Here is a 16500-nt window from a genome sequence, read left to right on the forward strand (position 1 = left end):
CCAAAAAACTTTGGAGGTCAAAAATGACTAATCAACTTACTAGAGAGGAGCTTATTACTGAAATTAGCAAGAATCTTTTACCAGAAGATGCTAATTTTGTCAAGTCTCTTAATCAATTGTTGCAAAACTTAGGAGAAACCCATTTTCTCAATATTGCTACATCCTGTTATCAGCGTGGTTTGGAGCATTTACAAGCAAAAAACTATGATTTTGCTCGTCTTGACTTCGATCGCACTATGAAACTTAATCCTCAAGCGGATGTCTATTACCAGCGTGCTAAGGCTTTTTATGGTTTAGAAAACTATCAAAATGCGATCGCAGATTTAGATAAAGCCACTACTTTACAACCCCAACGAGCAGAATTTTACGATTTACGGGGAGATGCTTATGTAAAATTAAGGAATTATGAGATGGCTTTAGCTAACTATAATCAAGCGGTAACTTTAGGATATTCTAGTCAGAAATTGACTGATTTACAACAAGAATGGAATAATAAACTCCGTCAAGAAGAGGAAAAACGCCAAGCTGAGGCTAAACGTAAGGCTGAAGAAGAAAAACGGAAACGAGAAGCTGAGGCTAAACGTAAGATCGAGGAAGAAGCAAGACGTAAGGCTGAGGAAGAAGAATTAAATCAGTTAAAATCAGAGAAAGGCATTGATTATCGTCCATTACGGGATTATTTGAAAAATGGTGAATGGCAAAAAGCTGATGAGGAAACCTCAGCCCGAATGTTAGAAGCTATGGGCAAGTCTAGTTGGGGTAGTGTTTATAGTAGCGATCTACAGAATTTTCCTCGCACTGATCTACGCACTATGGATAAGCTATGGCTTAAGTATAGTGATGGTAAGTTTGGTTTTTCTGTGCAAAGGGATATCTGGACTTCCCCGCAAGTTGGTGGTAAAGTAGGTGAGTTAGATTATGATAAATATTGTAAACTCGCCGATATCGTTGGTTGGCGCAAAGGAGGAAATTGGTTGAGCTATCCCTCTGGTTTCACTTTTAATACAAATACACTACCCGGACACCTCCCGGGGGCGTTTGGGGGTATTGTGGGGGCGGCAAACCGTAATAGTTTCTCTTTTCTCTGCTCTAGACTATAGCACATAAAGCTTTTACGGAAAAATAAGTATTTTTTATCAAAGGTTTTGGCACGGTGTGTCAGGTTTGTAGGGTTTCATTACCTGTTAGGGGGGCGTTAAAAAGTCGGGGATTTGCAAAAATTTATGCTTCCAAAATTAAGCTATTTAAAATCTCCGACTTTTTGGAGTTAAATTGTAGCATATTATACATAAAATATGTCATAAATCTGTATTTAGACACAAGAATCCCTTGTAGGGGCATGACATCAATTTCTCCTTGACACCAGTGAACGATGCCATACCCCAGAGCGTGAAAATCAATAATATTCATAATTATTGAGAAATTCCCCGACATGGTGAGGATTATAACAATTAGCAAAGATAAATTTTTCAGCTACCTCAATAATTTCAGGATTATTTTCTCGCCATATTTCATATTGTTGTTTAGCTTCCTCATCAACTTTTTTATTTTTGTTATTTTGCTTATTTTTATTATTAGTTGATTTCTTTTTTCTGGCTAATTTAGGTAACAACTTACTACCCCAATGAAAACCTTTAGATTTTTTTTCTTGAGGTTGATATTGATAACAAAACTTGCGATATTTTTCACTACATTCCGTTAAGTTTTCTCCCAATGCAAGGAAGGCTGGATGCCAAGTAGTTAAACCATCATCACCTAGTCTTTCATAGACTCCATAATTACTAAAATCATAGAAAAAACCCTTTTGCATACCTGCCGCTTGAGGGTTAGCATGAATATATCTAAGAGTATTTAAACCCCGTCTTAGATCGCTATTAGAAAAGCTAGTAGAATGATATCTTTTTTCCCAAAAATGTCCTGTGCGGTTTAACATTCGATTAAAACACATAGCAGAAAACCAGTTAAGATAGTGCATAATTTTTGGTATATCTTCTGTTTTTTGTGGCTCTATTAAATAATGAATATGATTAGACATTATACATAAACAATAGAGCTTAAATTTATATTTTTGTATAGCTTTTTTAAGGATATATAAAAATACTTGACGACATTCTAAACGGGTTAAGCGAAATTCACGATTATTACAACGGGAGGTAATATGAAAACAAGAGTTACAATAATTTTTAACCATGACATGACATTCAATCATTTTGATATCAACCATTAAATCACAATTTTAAACTATTCAGCAGTAGGTTGGGTGGAACGAAAGTGAAACCCAAGCCGATCTAAGGGTGTTTGTTGGGTTTCGTACCTCAACCCAACCTACTAAAAATACTGGTAGGTTATTAGTAAGGCGATCGCTTTTCTGGTAGGAAGATGGGCGATCGCTATTTTATTTTTGGATAAGCGATCGCTTTTTTATTGGGCAGTGTGCGATCGCTATTCTGTGGCAAAGGTGCGATCGCCTGTGGTTCAGAGACCGGGTTTCTTTTTGGAATTCTCGGTCGGGAGGCAAAAACAACGGAGAACCCGGTTCTCTCCTTGTGGGCAAAAAGGCGATCGCCCCTTGGCTGAATTCTTTGTGTCCTTCGTGTCTCTGTGGTTCAATTCTTAAAAAATTATCTTGGCGATCGCTATTTTATTTTTGGATAAGTGATCGCTAGTCAGAAACCGGGTTTCTTATTTTAAATCTCGGTATTGTGACAAAAGTTATCTCAGAAACCCGGTTTCTTTTCTTTCTTGTCCCCTATGAAACCCTCCTGCCGCAGCAGAAACCCTTATTTCCTGCTCCTGGTACTCTTTTGTTTAAGAAAATAATAGCTGATTCAATAAAAAACAGAAAGCGGCACTACCCAGAGGCACAGTCAGGTTATCAATCCCAATTTTAGAAAAAGCTTCTAAGACTGTCGCAAGAAAGGCAACCGCGATCGCACTGAGCCAAATTTGCCAATGATTTCCCTGCACCGAGCATAAAATTAACACCGTAAGTCCATAACTAATCAAAGCCATCGTTAGTGACCCTTCAATACTCTTTTTTTCCCCCCACAATTGATAGGGATGTTTACCAAATTTTCGACCAATTAAGGCGGCAAAACCATCCCCAAACGCCATAATTAAAATCCCGATCGCCGCATAATAGGGTTTTTCCAAAGGCCAAAACCAGGCAATTAATAGGCCAATACTCACCGCATAGAAAAAAGTCCCCCAACTGTGGCGACCGACACTATTAATCCCAGGAAATAAGGGTAAAATATAAGATAATAAGGCGATCGCTGCTGCAAAAACCGAGGCAGCAATCCCCACCCAAGCGGGAACCTGCAACCACCAGGCGAAAAGAATCACATTACCAGTGCCAATGTGAACGATTTTGCGGACAATTTCTGACTCTGCATCGGTGACTTGATACAGCGCTTCCGCTAAAACCAACACAAAACCCAACCAAATACCGACCACGGTAATTTGTACCCATAAACCGGGAACCGATGGCAATTCCAAGAGTGAAGTGAACAAGGTAAGAATTAAACTAATAACAACCACAAACATTATCACTCTATTAGACTATATTAGACTATGGGGCTGAGGCTATGAAAAAATTAATGATTACCTTGATTCACGGTTATCGATCGCTCATTTCGCCGCTATTTCCACCCAGTTGCCGATTCCACCCCACTTGCTCTCAATACGCGATCGAGGCGATCGAGCGTTTTGGCGCTATTCGTGGAGGTTGGTTAGCCACGAAACGGATTCTGCGGTGTAATCCTTTCCACCCAGGGGGCTATGACCCAGTGCCAGAAAAGATAGATTGATATTTGAAGAGAGGGTGTAGGGTGTAGGGTGTAGGGTGTAGGGAAGCGGGGGTGCAGAGGGGCGGCGGTTCGGCTTCGCTCACCGACCGAGGAGCTTCTGGAGCAGAGGCGAAAAAGAACACCCCAGCACCCCAGCACCCCTTCCGGTTCCCTGTTCCCTGTTCCCTGTTCCCTGTTCCCTGTTCCCTGTTCCCTGTTCCCCAACCAACAACAAACAAATAACAATTATTTTCGCTATGATGATACGGTCAAAAAAAAGTGAAAAAAAGAGTTTTACCACGATCGCTGGTAAACTTGATCCCAGATTATGTGGCGATATTCATGGTAAAAAACTAAAACGATTATCGGTAACTTTGTTATTTCTATATTTAATTATAGCTGGGAGTAGCGTAAAAGCATCAAATGCTCAAATTGCTAACGGGGAAACACTCAGAGAACCTCCTTTAGATTTGAGATTTTTAGAACTGGGTATTCCCACGGAACCAGAAAATGTTATCACTGCTAATAATATTGCCGAAAGTGGTTTAACAATTCCTAGTTTGTGGTGGGTGAAAGAACAATTTGCAGGTAAACTTTTAGATAATTGGTTAGCGTATCCCAATAGAAATCAACCGGGAGGTCGTGTGGATTTGGTGGTGAACCGACAAGTTTGGAGTTTGTTGGATTATTTACAGCGCTATGAATTCGTAAACCATTTTGGCACGGCGGCTAAAGAACAGCAGTATAATACGAGAGTTTTTAACCGACAGGGCGGACTGTTGGCGGCTTATACTTGTGATTTTAATGTAGAACCTTCGGTTTGTGAAATTTGGCTGGATTCTTCGGGTTTCCAAGGCACTCGTCAACCACTCAGTCCATAAATGAAGTATTCTAGAAAATTGGCATTTTGATGGCTCGGAAAAATTTCAGACAAAACCTAAAATAAAGAAGCAAATTATAATGATTAAATCTTGGATGGCGATCGCGGCAATAACTGTTTTAGTAGCGATCGCGGTAAATCGACTAAATGTGGATGATGTTCGCTGGTTTAATCGGCTACAACGACCAAAATGGCTGACTTTTGAACGCTTAATTCCTTTAATTTGGACAATTATTTTTATTTGCGGGGCTTGGTCAGCGGTGATTGTGTGGGAAAGCCGCCCTGGAACCCTAAGAACTTGGGTATTTATGGCCTTTTATTTAGGGTTAGAAATGGTGACAATTGCCTATACTCCCGTGATGTGTAAACTCCAAAGTTTAAAAGCCGGAACAATTATTGGGGGAACCGGGGCAATTTTAAGTGTAATGTTAGCGGTCAGCGTTTTTCCGGTGTCTTCTTGGGCATCTATTTTACTCTTGCCTTATGTGCTTTGGAGTCCCATTGGTACTTATACAACTTGGGCAATGATTGGGTTAAATCCTGATAGTGAATAAGCATCTATTAATGTTATTCTTTATTGGTTATTTTTTACAGCGTTTTTCATCTGAATAGAATAAGTAAGGGCGAAGCATGACCGGATTAAATGTCTGCTTTTAAGCCACAAATATCTGCGGTCATGCTTCGCCCCTACGAAAATTTGTGGTTTAGCAACCTGAAAACCGCTGTATTCGGCTCGGCAAACAACAAACAACAAACAACCAATAACCAATAACCAATAACTATTCGATAAAAGTTCTTTTAATTTCTACCTTCTTCTTCTTGCTGTTCGTGTTCGACGACAAAAACATTAGAATAAAGGTTGGCAATAATTTGTTGACCGTGCTGAGTTAAGGAGAGATAACTTAAAGCATCTTTCACATAAGGATAAACCCCATGCCAATAAAACTTAGCATAATTTTTTCGCAAGTCTCCGGGATGCCGATACCCTAAAGCTTTGTTGGTTCCGGTTTCTTCAAATTCATAAAATAATGCGCCAATTTTCTTTAAATAACGGGGATCGCTGAGTTGACCAATTAAATCAGCGGCTCGGACTAACCCCGGAGAGTTGATGGTATCTTGATGATCTTCGGCTTTGGGAACGGGAAAACGAGTCAGTTCTATATTTTGTTTAATTAATTCCGCATCGATTAATTTATGACCGCCAAATCTTTCATCAATAAACAGTTTCGCCCGGTCTACATGATAAGGAGTTAAGCTGGCATCGGATGCCCCCGGTTGAAGATAAACCATGTCGCCATTTTTTCCGGTGGCATAATATCCGTTTTTATCTTGGCGACAAACTCCCTTGACATAGCCGATGTCATGGCAGACTAAGGAAATAATATAGTGTAACCAATCTTCGCAGGAAATGCCCCCTTCCCGAATATGTTTTCCTCGGAGAATTTCCTGACCCACTAGGGTGACTAAAATGGTGTGTTCGACATTATGGTATAAGGCGTCACTATTGGCAATATTTTCTAAGGCCATAGACCCAGCCCAGGCAATAATTTCCGCATAGTCTGGTTTGTAGCCTCCGTAGGTTCGACGGTAGCCATCTTGGATTTTTTGCACAAAGGAGTCAATCAGTAGTTCAGTCGCGTTAAAAAACATATTTTTTGACAACGAGAAATTGTGACGATAGACGATCGCAGAGGCGAGACCTTTCCCTTTTTTTGGGTGATACCAAATTCGCTGGCTCAATAAACCATTTTATTATAATCCCCTAAAATACTTATGGATTCCCGCTTTCGCGGGAATGACATATTACTTTATCAGTGGGTTTTGCGAACCGTATTTGGTACGGTTTATTCGGGAAATTATGCCATCTCTGGATCTAATTTAACAGAGAAACTGTGATGCCGGTTTGGTGGGATTGGGGGTTGGGGTCTTTACCCCTCAATTGCCCGATCGCCCATAGCGTCCCGTAGGAAATCGCCTCTTGCTTCTGGGATGGCTTTACTGGTTGTTCAACCAGCCACTTGACACTGTTGAAAGCCGACGAAGAATCCCTACCCGATTTACTGGGCGATCGCCTCTAAGTTTTTCTGCTTACGGCAATCGATGCCAGACGGCACAGGACTGAATATGAACAATCTAAAATTTTGGCAACTTTTCTTTACATTACGTTAATATTAGTTACATGGTCGTCAAGGGAAAGAATCATGGGCTATGAATCTTTATCAAATCTAGAAGACGCAGTTAAAGAGGATCCTAAGCGTCAGGAAACTGCCGATTCCGCGATAGCGGAGGCTTTTGCGAATCGCACTGAGGATCTAGCCGCAACATCCGAGATTGATGGGGATGAAATAGGCGATTCCCTACCGGGATCCGCTTTGCGCCATCGCGCCGCTGATGTAGCGGAGGATGAAGACGAAGCGGAGGATGAAGTCGAGAAAAAATCAGAATGGTTGTTACGATCGCTGCCGACAATGGCGGTAGGCATCGTCATTGGGGTGGCGATCGCCCTTGGTGGCATGGGTTTTGCCGATACAGGTAAGGGTAATGCCCCCGCAACTAATTCCGATGGGAAAGTGGCTGCTGCCGGTGCAACCGGGGCAGCACAAGTAAACCTTCCAGGAGCCAGCCAAACTGTCACCGTGGCAGGGGTGAAAAGCGATCGCATTGCGCGAGCCATGGAAGCCACTGGAACGGTTCAAGCCTTAGATTTGCTGCCGATTTTGCCCCAATCTCCTGGCTTACAAATTCAACAAGTTTTAGTCGATGAAGGGGATTTTGTCACCGCTGGTCAAGTCATGGCCATTTTGGATGACTCCGTAGTGCGATCGCAGATATTAGATGCCCAAGCCCAGGTAGAATCCCTGCGTTCTAGCCAAATCCAAACCGAAGCCGGGGTATGGCAGGCGAAATCCGCTTTGGAACAAGCGCAAGCCGGTGAAAGCGAGGCACAGGCAGCAATTTCCCAAGCACAGGCGGCGAAATCAGAAGCGGAAGCAGGACTAAGAAGCGCGATCGCTGCCAAGTCGGAAGTTGAAGCCGCCCTAGCTGGAGCACAAGCGGCGAAAGTGGAAGCCGAAGCCGGACGAGCGCAAGCGGTGGCCAATCTTGCCAGAGCCAAAGCCGAATTAGCCCAAGCAGAACGGGAGTTACAACGCTATCAATCATTAGCCAGTGCGGGCGCCATTTCTCAACAAGAACTCGATAACCGCCTGACTACAGTGGAAAATGCCCTGGAAGCGGTGCGGGTGGCGGAGGCCAATATTAAAAGTGCCGATGCCCGAATTCAAAGCGCCGTGGCTAATATCAGCAGTACCGAAGCGCGGGTCAAGAGTGTCGAATCCAATGTCAGCAGTGCCGCCGCCAGAGTAGAAAGTGCCGTGGCTAACATTCGTAATGCCGAAGCCCGACTGGAAAGAGCCGCAGCCAACGTCACCAGCGCTCAGTCCCAGGTAGAAAGCGCCCGCGCTACGGTCAACAGTGCGGCGGCCAATGTTATAAGCAGTCAAGCCAGGGCAGAACAAGTCCAAACTCAGGGCGATCGAACCCTGGTTCGGGCTCCCGCCAGTGGCATTGTGGCCGAACGAATTGCCCGCGTGGGGGATGTCACCAGTGGCTCTGGCAAACTTTTTTCGATTATTGCTAATGGTGAGTTAGAACTCCATGTCAAAGTCCCGGAAACCCAGTTACCTCTGGTCAAAATTGGCGCTAGTGTCAAAGTGACATCGGATGCAGACTCGCGAATTGACCTACAGGGAACCGTGCGAGAAATTTCCCCTTTGATTGATGCCAATAGTCGTCAAGCCACGGTCAAGGTTAGTTTACCAAGTAGCGATTTGTTGCGATCGGGGATGTTTTTGCGGGCGGCTTTAACCACCAGTACCACGGAGGGATTAATTGTCCCGGCAAAAGCTGTGTTACCTCAAGCCGATGGCAGTTCGATTGTTTATCGCCTTAAGGACAACGACATCGTAGAAGCACAACCTGTTCAGGTTGGTCAAGTCATTAACGCTGTGGGTAATGACCTATCCAAGGCCACTATAGAAATTCAGTCGGGTTTAGAGGTAGGCGATGCCATTGTAGTTGATGGGGCGGCTTTTGTGAAAAATGGCGATCGCGTCAAAGTAGTTGATAATTGATAATTGATAATTGATAATTGTCAATTATTAATTATTAATTATCAATTAATGCCAACCACCAACAATCAACCACCAACCACCAACAAATAATAAATGTCATTTAATATTTCTGCTTGGTCGATTAAAAAACCCGTCCCGGTCTTGGTCATGTTTATGATCATGACTTTTGTTGGCTTAATGTCCTTTAGTCAATTGGGCATTGATTCTAATCCCAATATTGATATCCCGATAGTCAGTGTCACTGTCACCCAACCGGGGGCAGGCCCTGTAGAGTTAGAATCCCAAGTCACGAAAAAAGTTGAAGACGCGGTGGCGGGCTTGGGTAATATTGACGAACTGAGTTCAACAGTCACCGATGGGGTTTCTACCACGGTGATTAATTTTGTCTTGGGAACGGATACCGATCGCGCCACCAATGATGTTCGCAATGCGGTTTCCCAAATTCGTCAAGAATTGCCCCAAGATGTGAATGACCCGATCGTGCAACGGTTGGAATTTGCCGGTGGGCCAATTATGACTTACGCGGTGGTGTCGGAGCGGCGATCGGTGGAAGAACTGAGCGATTTAACCGATCGCACCATTGCCCGTGCCTTGTTGCAAGTGCCAGGAGTGGCGCAGGTGAATCGGTTGGGTGGGGTTGACCGAGAAATTCGGGTGAATTTAAACCCCAAACGGTTGCAAGCCTTGGGCATCACTGCCACCGATGTGAATAATCAAATTCGGGCGTTTAACATTAACTTACCTGGTGGGCGATCGGACAGTGCCGGAGTCGAACGCAATATCCGCACCCTGGGTTCTGCCCCCACCGTGAACACCCTGAAAAGCTACGGCATTATCTTACCTAGTGGCGAGTCAGTCCCCTTGGAAAGTTTAGCGGAAGTGGAAGATGGGGTGGCGGAAATTCGCCAATCCGCTCGCTACAATGGTCAGCCCGTAGTCACGTTCTCGGTATTACGCAGCAGTGGCAGCACCTTGGTCAGCGTGGAAGAAGGGGTGCGCGAGGTAGTGGCGGAATTAGAAAAAACCCTCCCTGAAGATATCAACTTCGAGTTGATTGTCACCAGGGCCGACTCAATTCGCGAATCTTATCAAGGATCCGTTGAGTCTTTGATCATGGCCTGTGTGCTGACTACGATTACCGTCGGGATATTTTTGAAAAATTGGCGATCGACCTTAATTACCGGGAGTTCCTTGCCCCTGTCGATTATTCCTACCTTTGCCGTGATGAAATCCCTGGACTATACCCTCAATGGGATGACTTTGCTGGCTCTATCTTTGGCGGTGGGTAACTTGGTGGACGATACCATCTGCATGATTGAAAATATCGACACTCACCTGAATATGGGCAAACGTCCTTTTCAGGCTGCCCTCGATGCCACATCAGAGCTTGGTTTTGCCGTAGTTGCCACCACTGCCACCATTGTGGCAGTCTTTTTGCCCGTGGCTTTTATGGGTGGAGTACCGGGTCAGTTTTTCCAACCGTTTGGGGTGACGATCGCCGTTTCCAGTATGTTTTCTACCCTGGTCGCCATCACTATCACCCCGATCTTCAGTGCTTATTTACTGAAAGAGAGAAACTCGGATTCTGAAAGAAACCCGGTTTCTGGGGTTTCTAAAATTCAACCCTATCGCCGCTTGCTCACTTGGGCTTTAAAGCATCGGATTACTACCTTATTAATGGCCTTAGCATTTTTTATTGGCAGTTTGCAGCTAGTCCCCTATATTCCCAAAGGTCTATTTAGTAGCGGCGATATTGGTTTAAGTACGGTCAATATTGAATTGCCCCCTGGTTCTACTTTGCAGGATACGGAAATCGTGGCGCAACGCACCACGGCACTATTGCAGGAAGAACCAGCCGTAAAAAGTATTTTGGAAACGGTTGGCAGTGGGGGAAGCGATCGCAGTGTTAACAACGCTGTAATCTATGTGAATTTAGTTCCCAAGAGCGATCGGGAAATGTCGCAACAAGAATTTGAGCAGCAAATGCGATCCAAGTTTAAAGAAATTCCCGGCGCGAGAATTAGTTTTGCCTCCAGAGGTGCCCGCAGTCAAAGCAAGGACTTATCCATTGTGCTGAAAAGCAATAATCCCCAAGAATTGAAAATGGCGGCAGATACGGTGGAAACCCAAATGCGTCAAATCCCCGGATTAGTAGAAGTCTCATCTTCAGCTTCTTTAGTTAAACCAGAGATTTTGATTAAACCCGACCCCCAGCGGGCCGCAGATTTAGGAGTTTCCGTACAGGCGATCGCCCGGACTGCTTCCCTAGCCACTATTGGGGATACGGAATCCAACCTGGCCAAATTTGACTTGAGCGATCGGCAAATTCCCATCCGAGTGCAGTTAGCCCAGGAATATCGCGACAACCTCGAACTGCTGAAAAATCTGCAAATCCCCAGCCAAAAGGGAATTTTGGTGCCCTTGTCTGCGGTCGCTGATATTACTCTGGGGAGTGGACCCGCACAAATTGAACGATTTGATCGTGCCCGACAAGTTACACTGGCCGCCAATTTAGAAGGCATATCCCTGGGACAAGGACTCGCCGCTGTCCGAGCATTACCGGCAATGAGTTCTCTGCCCCCTAGTGTAGAGGAACAGCCTTCGGGCAATGCCGAAATTATGCAAGATATTTTCGGTCGTTTCTTAGGCGCACTTTTCCTGGCGATACTTTGTATCTATGCCATTTTAGTCTTGCTTTACAACAATTTCTTGCATCCTATCACCATTCTGGTATCTTTGCCTTTATCTGTGGGCGGAGCGTTTTTAGCCCTATTAATTACTCAGAAAGAGTTAGGATTATTTGCCCTAATTGGTATGGTGTTATTGATGGGGTTAGTAACAAAAAATGCCATTTTGTTAGTAGATTGCACGTTAGCCAACCAAGAAGAAGGATTAAAGCAGTTTAAAGCCGTATTAGAGGCGGGAGTTTCTCGCTTACGACCGATTTTAATGACTGCCTTTTCGACAATTGTAGGGATGATTCCCAATGCTTTGGAAATTGGGGCGGGGGCTGAGGTCAATTCCCCAATGGCGATCGCGGTTCTTGGCGGTTTTTCCACTTCCACCCTACTAACTTTAGTGGTCGTGCCGGTTTTATTCACTTATATTGATGGGTTCCAGCGGTGGTTTTTTGGTCTATTTACTGGTAAAAATCGGCGGCGTCGCTTAAAATCTGTAGCGAAAGCTAGGAAAAAACAGGTCAAACAGAATGCTTGAGTAGGGGGCGGGTTCATGCCCGCCTTTACCCAGTTGTAGTTGTAGGTTGGGTAGAGCGAAGCGAAACCCAACCCCCGCTCCTTTGTGTCCTTCGTGTCTTTGTGGTGAATCATTCATTATTGAAGGAATAATTTATATTTTAAGTTGTAGCAGTTTCCGCTCCTTTGTGTCCTTCGTGTCTTTGTGGTGAATCATTCATTATTAAAGCAATAATTTATATTTTAAAATGCTCAAATGGTCATTGTTTCCATACGACTAAAATTACCCCATTGACAATCAGACTCAAGCCGAGAATACGAGTGAGGGGAATGGTTTCTTTGAAGATCCAATAACCCAGTACCACGGCAAAAACATAGCTGAGGGCAGTACATGGGCCAACAATACTCAGTTTTACACGGGTGAGGACTAAAATATAGGCGATCGCGCCCAAACCGTAGCAAGTCAAACCCACCATTAACTCTGGAATTGTCACGATATTTAATACATGAGTAAATAAATTACTCAGATTAACTTTTCCCAGTTTCAAAGCCCCAGACTTTAAAAAAAACTGTCCGGATACGTTAGCGATAATAGACATTAATAATAAGCAAATTTCGGCAAATTTCATGGAAATAAATATTTTTTTGTTCGTGTTTGTTCCTTGTTACATTAAGCAAATAAAGACCAATGAGATTAGATCATTGATGCTTTGGTAAAGAATAAGCCAGATAGACCATCCGTTTAAATTCCCTCCGACCGCGAGCCACTGAATCTAAAATTAACCCACAAGTTAAGCTTAAAAAAGCTAACAACATAATCGAAGCGGCCAAAATTGCCGTAGGAAATCTGGGTACTAATCCGGTTTCCAGAAAGGTGGCAATCACCGGAAAACCCAGTATCAAGGAAATGAGTGCCAAAACGATAGCAATGATACCAAAAAACAAGAAAGGCTGAATTTCTTTAAAAAGCAATAAAGCCGTTCCTAAGACACGAAATCCATCGGTAAAAGTTCTGAGTTTGCTACTTGAATCGGGATGTCTTTCTGTGTAAATCGTGGGTTCTTCCCCAAAGGGAATCCTTAATTCTAAAGCATGAATGGTTAACTCTGTTTCCGTTTCAAATCCACTGGATAAAGCGGGAAAAGATTTCACAAATCGATGGGAAAATACTCGATAACCGGACAGCATATCTTGTAGTTTAGCGCCAAACAGAAATTGCACGCAGCCGGTTAAAAATAAGTTGCCCGCCCGATGACCGGGACGAAAGGAAATAAAGTCCCCTGTGAGCGATCGCCTGATACCTACTACCATATCTAATCTTTCATTTAATAGACGTTGGATTAGTCGGGAAACTGCGGCGACTTCATAAGTATTATCCCCATCGGCCATAACATAAATATCCGCTTCAATATCCGCAAACATTCGCCGAATTACATTCCCTTTTCCCTTTTGGGGTTCAAAGCGGACGATTGCGCCCGCTGCTGCTGCTTGGGTGGCTGTATCATCCGTGGAACGGTTATCGTAAACATAAATCTTGGCTTCGGGAAGTACCGCCCGAAAATCATTGACCACTTGGGCAATGGTTAACCCTTCGTTATGGCAAGGGAGCAAAACCGCAATCTCCTTTTCTGTCATTTTTACCTCATGTAGGGTTGATTCGCGAATCAACCCTACAATATATTTGTGGTTCACTTGAATAGAAAGCGCTGTAGGGGCGAATGGCCATTCGCCCCTACATGATTCGTTGCATCATATCAAGGGCTGCTATTACTCAGGATGATTAGTGCTGTTTCATTTATTAATTTTCTGTAATATTACTTAAGAAAAGTTATTACAATATAGTAGGGGCAAAGCATTCGCGTAACAATCTTGGCGATTCTCCAATCAAATTTCAGCGCGGTAAGCTTTGCCTTTACGGTGGGCGATCGCCGTTCAGGAAACGTCCCGTAGGGAATCGCCGAAAAATCATAACCGTTGGATGAGGTGGATGCTTTGAAGGTTTTTAGTCAGTTGGAGCCGCACTTGCGCCGCAGCTTGTTAACCTTATTTGCTGCGGGCTTATTATTTTGGTCAAGTATTGCTGCTTTACTGCCCACGTTGCCTTTGTATATTCAATTCGTGGGGGGCAACAGCCAGCAAATAGGTATTGTCATGGGTTCCTTTGCCATTGGACTGCTGCTGTTTCGTCCCATGTTGGGGCGCATGGCAGACGATCGCAGTCGCAAGTTAGTCCTATTAATTGGCGTTGCGGTGGTAGCGATCGCCCCCTTGGGCTATCTATTTATCACATCCATTCCCTTATTAATGGTCTTGCGGGCATTTCATGGCATCAGTGTCGCCGCTTTCACCACCGGGTTTAGTGCCTTAGTTGCCGACCTCTCACCGCCAAACCAACGGGGTGAATTAATTGGCTATATGAGTTTAGTCAATCCCATCGGAGTGGCGATCGGGCCTGCCCTGGGCGGATTTATCCAAGCTGGTTATGGCTACCCGCCATTATTTATCACTTCATTTGCCCTAGGAGTCGTGGGGTTGTTTTGTGCCAACCAAATCACCGAAGTCAAAGGGGAACCAAAAGATAGCCATCTTTCCCCTCAGCAGCAGCCATCATTTTGGGGACTGTTGCTGACCGACCGACTCCGCATTCCGTTTGTGGTCATGTTAATGATTGGCTTAGTCTTCGGAATTATCAGTACCTTTATCCCCTTGTTCATCCAAGAGAGCAAAATTGACTTAAATCCTGGATTATTTTATAGCGCTGCTGCGGTTTCCAGTTTTAGCCTGCGGTTTGTTACGGGTCGTGCTTCCGATCGCTACGGTAGAGGACTATTTATTACCGCCAGCTTAGTCTGCTACACCATCGCCATGATCGTGCTCGGTTTCGCCCATTCACCCCATAGCGTGCTGGCAGCAGCGGTCATTGAAGGAGCGGGGGCGGGTACATTGATTCCGATGATGGTAGCACTAATGGCCGATCGCTCCTTAGCCAAAGAACGGGGTCAAGTCTTTTCTCTTTGTATTGGTGGATTTGATTTGGGAATTGCCTTGGCAGGGCCAATTTTAGGCTCTTTTGCCGATCTGTTGGGGTATCGGACTTTATTTGCGATCGCTGCTGGTCTAGCGGTGGCAGCATTAATCGTTTTCCTGACTCTATCCAGCAAAGACTTGCGACATTCTTTTAAGTTTGCGCTGGGTCGAGAAAAAGATATCTATGCTTTGAGCGAATAAACCTAACCATAAACCTAACAATAAAAAAGCCAAAACAATATAATGCTTTGGCTTTTATCAATTATCAATGATCCATAATCAATTATCCATTATCCATATTTCATCAATAGGGTTAGAGCTAAAATAGACAGATGCGACGATGTAAACCCAACTCTTTCGTTCATGGTTAATCTTTAGTGGCTGAACCCCGCAACTCGCTATCTCCTCGACATAGGTGAATACCTCTGGAGAATACGTTCGTAGGATATTGAGGCTACGGTTAATATCGGCATTAATGACTCGATTAGTAATTGTCGGTATTTCTGCCAGTCTAGAATTGCTCTTGCTTCGCCTTTGGGGAGTTTTTATGGTTGTCGATCGCCCGAATCAATTTTTCTGTTGCCTGTTGCCTGTAAATTCGGGAAATCTCTTTTTAAATTCATTAATAATATTCTGTTGTTTGCTAGTATCTAGAACAGAAAACAATACGGTTTTAAATTTATTGGCAAATTGACCGTTGGGTAATAAGTAATCGCCGAACATTTGAGCGACGATCGCCGGGTCATTTCTAAAGACTCCACAGCCCCAAGCGCCTAATATTAGAACATCGCATTGATAACTAGCAGCTAAACTTAAAATCTTGGCACCGCGATCCCGCAATACTTCAGGGATTTTGTTCATATCTTCCGGTTGATTTCTAGCAATCATTCCCGCATTCGGGGCGGCACTGGTAATAAAATCAACCCGATAAGGGGTTTCTAATAAAGTTCCGTCATCTTTACGGAATACTGGACAACCGGGAGAATAAATCATCCGATTAGAATATAAAAGCGATCGATTAGCCCGATGAAATTCATAGTATTGAGGACAGTTTAAAAGGCTTGGATAAAGTGCGGAACTTCGGGCTAAACTTTCTTCTTGGGCTTGGGCTCCATTGAGAAATCCACCGCCCGGATTTTTCGCCGAAGCAAAATTCAGGACAGCAATTTTCCTGATTTGTTTTTCAGTGAGCGATCGCGCCATCCGTTCTGCACCCATCAGGGTAGTTTCATTTCTCACCTCAAATTCCGTGCTAGAAAATGCCCCTGGTTGGGATAAAACCTCTGTTTCTAAAGTAGATAAACTATCAGGATCATAGTATTTTGTGGCCGCGACACAAGCTGTTATATGATGACCAATTTTAATTTCTGTACCCTTGAGGTTCAGGTAGTAACCTGTTTTGAGAATATTCAGAGTATCTTGGGCGATCGCCTTTCGGTTCATAATGATTAGCTCCGATTTACAGTGACTAATTCAAT

The 16500-nt window shown here is 43.9% G+C and carries 14 protein-coding genes; 8 read left to right on the forward strand and 6 right to left on the reverse strand.

Features of this window, described 5'->3' with window-relative positions; genetic code table 11:
- Positions 1 to 23: 23 nt before the first annotated feature.
- Positions 24 to 1100 carry a GUN4 domain-containing protein gene (locus tag AM228_RS35400; protein ID WP_054467670.1) on the forward strand — a complete coding sequence of 359 codons (1077 nt, stop codon included), beginning with the start codon at positions 24 to 26 and terminating at the stop codon, positions 1098 to 1100.
- A gap of 296 nt (positions 1101 to 1396) precedes the next feature.
- Here the strand turns inward: AM228_RS35400 and AM228_RS17745 are convergent, their stop codons facing one another.
- Complete coding sequence (locus AM228_RS17745) at positions 1397 to 2224, reverse strand: transposase (protein ID WP_231636845.1); 828 nt, start codon at positions 2222 to 2224, stop codon at positions 1397 to 1399.
- A gap of 177 nt (positions 2225 to 2401) precedes the next feature.
- On the opposite strand from AM228_RS17745, the gene AM228_RS32950 reads away from it, so the two are divergent.
- On the forward strand, positions 2402 to 2617 hold the full coding sequence (locus AM228_RS32950) for a hypothetical protein (RefSeq protein ID WP_156331870.1): 216 nt from the start codon (positions 2402 to 2404) through the stop codon (positions 2615 to 2617).
- A gap of 191 nt (positions 2618 to 2808) precedes the next feature.
- Here the strand turns inward: AM228_RS32950 and AM228_RS17750 are convergent, their stop codons facing one another.
- The gene (locus AM228_RS17750; protein WP_190879947.1) at positions 2809 to 3513 is read right to left on the reverse strand and encodes a diacylglycerol/polyprenol kinase family protein; all 705 of its coding nucleotides are present in this window, start codon (positions 3511 to 3513) and stop codon (positions 2809 to 2811) included.
- 74 nt (positions 3514 to 3587) lie between these two features.
- On the opposite strand from AM228_RS17750, the gene yidD reads away from it, so the two are divergent.
- The 3 genes from yidD to AM228_RS17760 all read left to right on the forward strand — a co-directional run bounded on the left by yidD (position 3588) and on the right by AM228_RS17760 (position 5222).
- Positions 3588 to 3809: a membrane protein insertion efficiency factor YidD gene (yidD, locus tag AM228_RS29860; RefSeq protein ID WP_072160823.1), complete on the forward strand. Its 222-nt coding sequence runs from the start codon at positions 3588 to 3590 to the stop codon at positions 3807 to 3809.
- Between the two features lie 236 nt (positions 3810 to 4045).
- Positions 4046 to 4669, forward strand: coding sequence for a hypothetical protein (locus AM228_RS17755; RefSeq protein ID WP_156331871.1), 624 nt, complete (start codon positions 4046 to 4048; stop codon positions 4667 to 4669).
- Between the two features lie 79 nt (positions 4670 to 4748).
- Positions 4749 to 5222: a TspO/MBR family protein gene (locus AM228_RS17760; RefSeq protein ID WP_054467677.1), complete on the forward strand. Its 474-nt coding sequence runs from the start codon at positions 4749 to 4751 to the stop codon at positions 5220 to 5222.
- 244 nt (positions 5223 to 5466) lie between these two features.
- Here the strand turns inward: AM228_RS17760 and AM228_RS17765 are convergent, their stop codons facing one another.
- Positions 5467 to 6318, reverse strand: a complete 852-nt coding sequence (locus tag AM228_RS17765) for an Npun_R2479 family HD domain-containing metalloprotein (protein ID WP_054467679.1) — start codon at positions 6316 to 6318, stop codon at positions 5467 to 5469.
- Between the two features lie 551 nt (positions 6319 to 6869).
- Here AM228_RS17765 and AM228_RS17770 point away from each other — a divergent pair.
- Both AM228_RS17770 and AM228_RS17775 read left to right on the forward strand, forming a co-directional pair.
- Positions 6870 to 8801 (forward strand): efflux RND transporter periplasmic adaptor subunit, encoded by a 1932-nt coding sequence (locus tag AM228_RS17770; RefSeq protein ID WP_054467680.1) that lies wholly within the window; start codon positions 6870 to 6872, stop codon positions 8799 to 8801.
- Positions 8802 to 8894: 93 nt separating this feature from the next.
- A complete protein-coding gene (locus tag AM228_RS17775) occupies positions 8895 to 12017 on the forward strand; it encodes an efflux RND transporter permease subunit (protein ID WP_054467683.1) in 3123 nt (1040 codons plus the stop codon).
- A gap of 238 nt (positions 12018 to 12255) precedes the next feature.
- Here AM228_RS17775 and AM228_RS17780 read toward each other — a convergent pair whose 3' ends face one another.
- Together AM228_RS17780 and AM228_RS17785 are read right to left on the reverse strand one after the other, a co-directional pair.
- Complete coding sequence (locus tag AM228_RS17780; RefSeq protein WP_054467685.1) at positions 12256 to 12624, reverse strand: EamA family transporter; 369 nt, start codon at positions 12622 to 12624, stop codon at positions 12256 to 12258.
- Positions 12625 to 12694: 70 nt separating this feature from the next.
- Entirely contained in the window at positions 12695 to 13630 is a 936-nt protein-coding gene (locus AM228_RS17785; protein WP_054467687.1) for a glycosyltransferase family 2 protein, read from the reverse strand.
- A 357-nt stretch (positions 13631 to 13987) separates the two neighbouring features.
- Between AM228_RS17785 and AM228_RS17790 the strand changes: the two genes are divergently transcribed.
- On the forward strand, positions 13988 to 15223 hold the full coding sequence (locus AM228_RS17790; RefSeq protein ID WP_054467743.1) for an MFS transporter: 1236 nt from the start codon (positions 13988 to 13990) through the stop codon (positions 15221 to 15223).
- Between the two features lie 366 nt (positions 15224 to 15589).
- On the opposite strand, the gene AM228_RS17795 is transcribed toward AM228_RS17790, so the two are convergent.
- Positions 15590 to 16465, reverse strand: coding sequence for a TIGR02452 family protein (locus tag AM228_RS17795; RefSeq protein WP_054467689.1), 876 nt, complete (start codon positions 16463 to 16465; stop codon positions 15590 to 15592).
- Positions 16466 to 16500: the final 35 nt, after the last annotated feature.

This window comes from Planktothricoides sp. SR001 (assembly GCF_001276715.1).
Lineage (GTDB): Bacteria > Cyanobacteriota > Cyanobacteriia > Cyanobacteriales > Laspinemataceae > Planktothricoides > Planktothricoides raciborskii.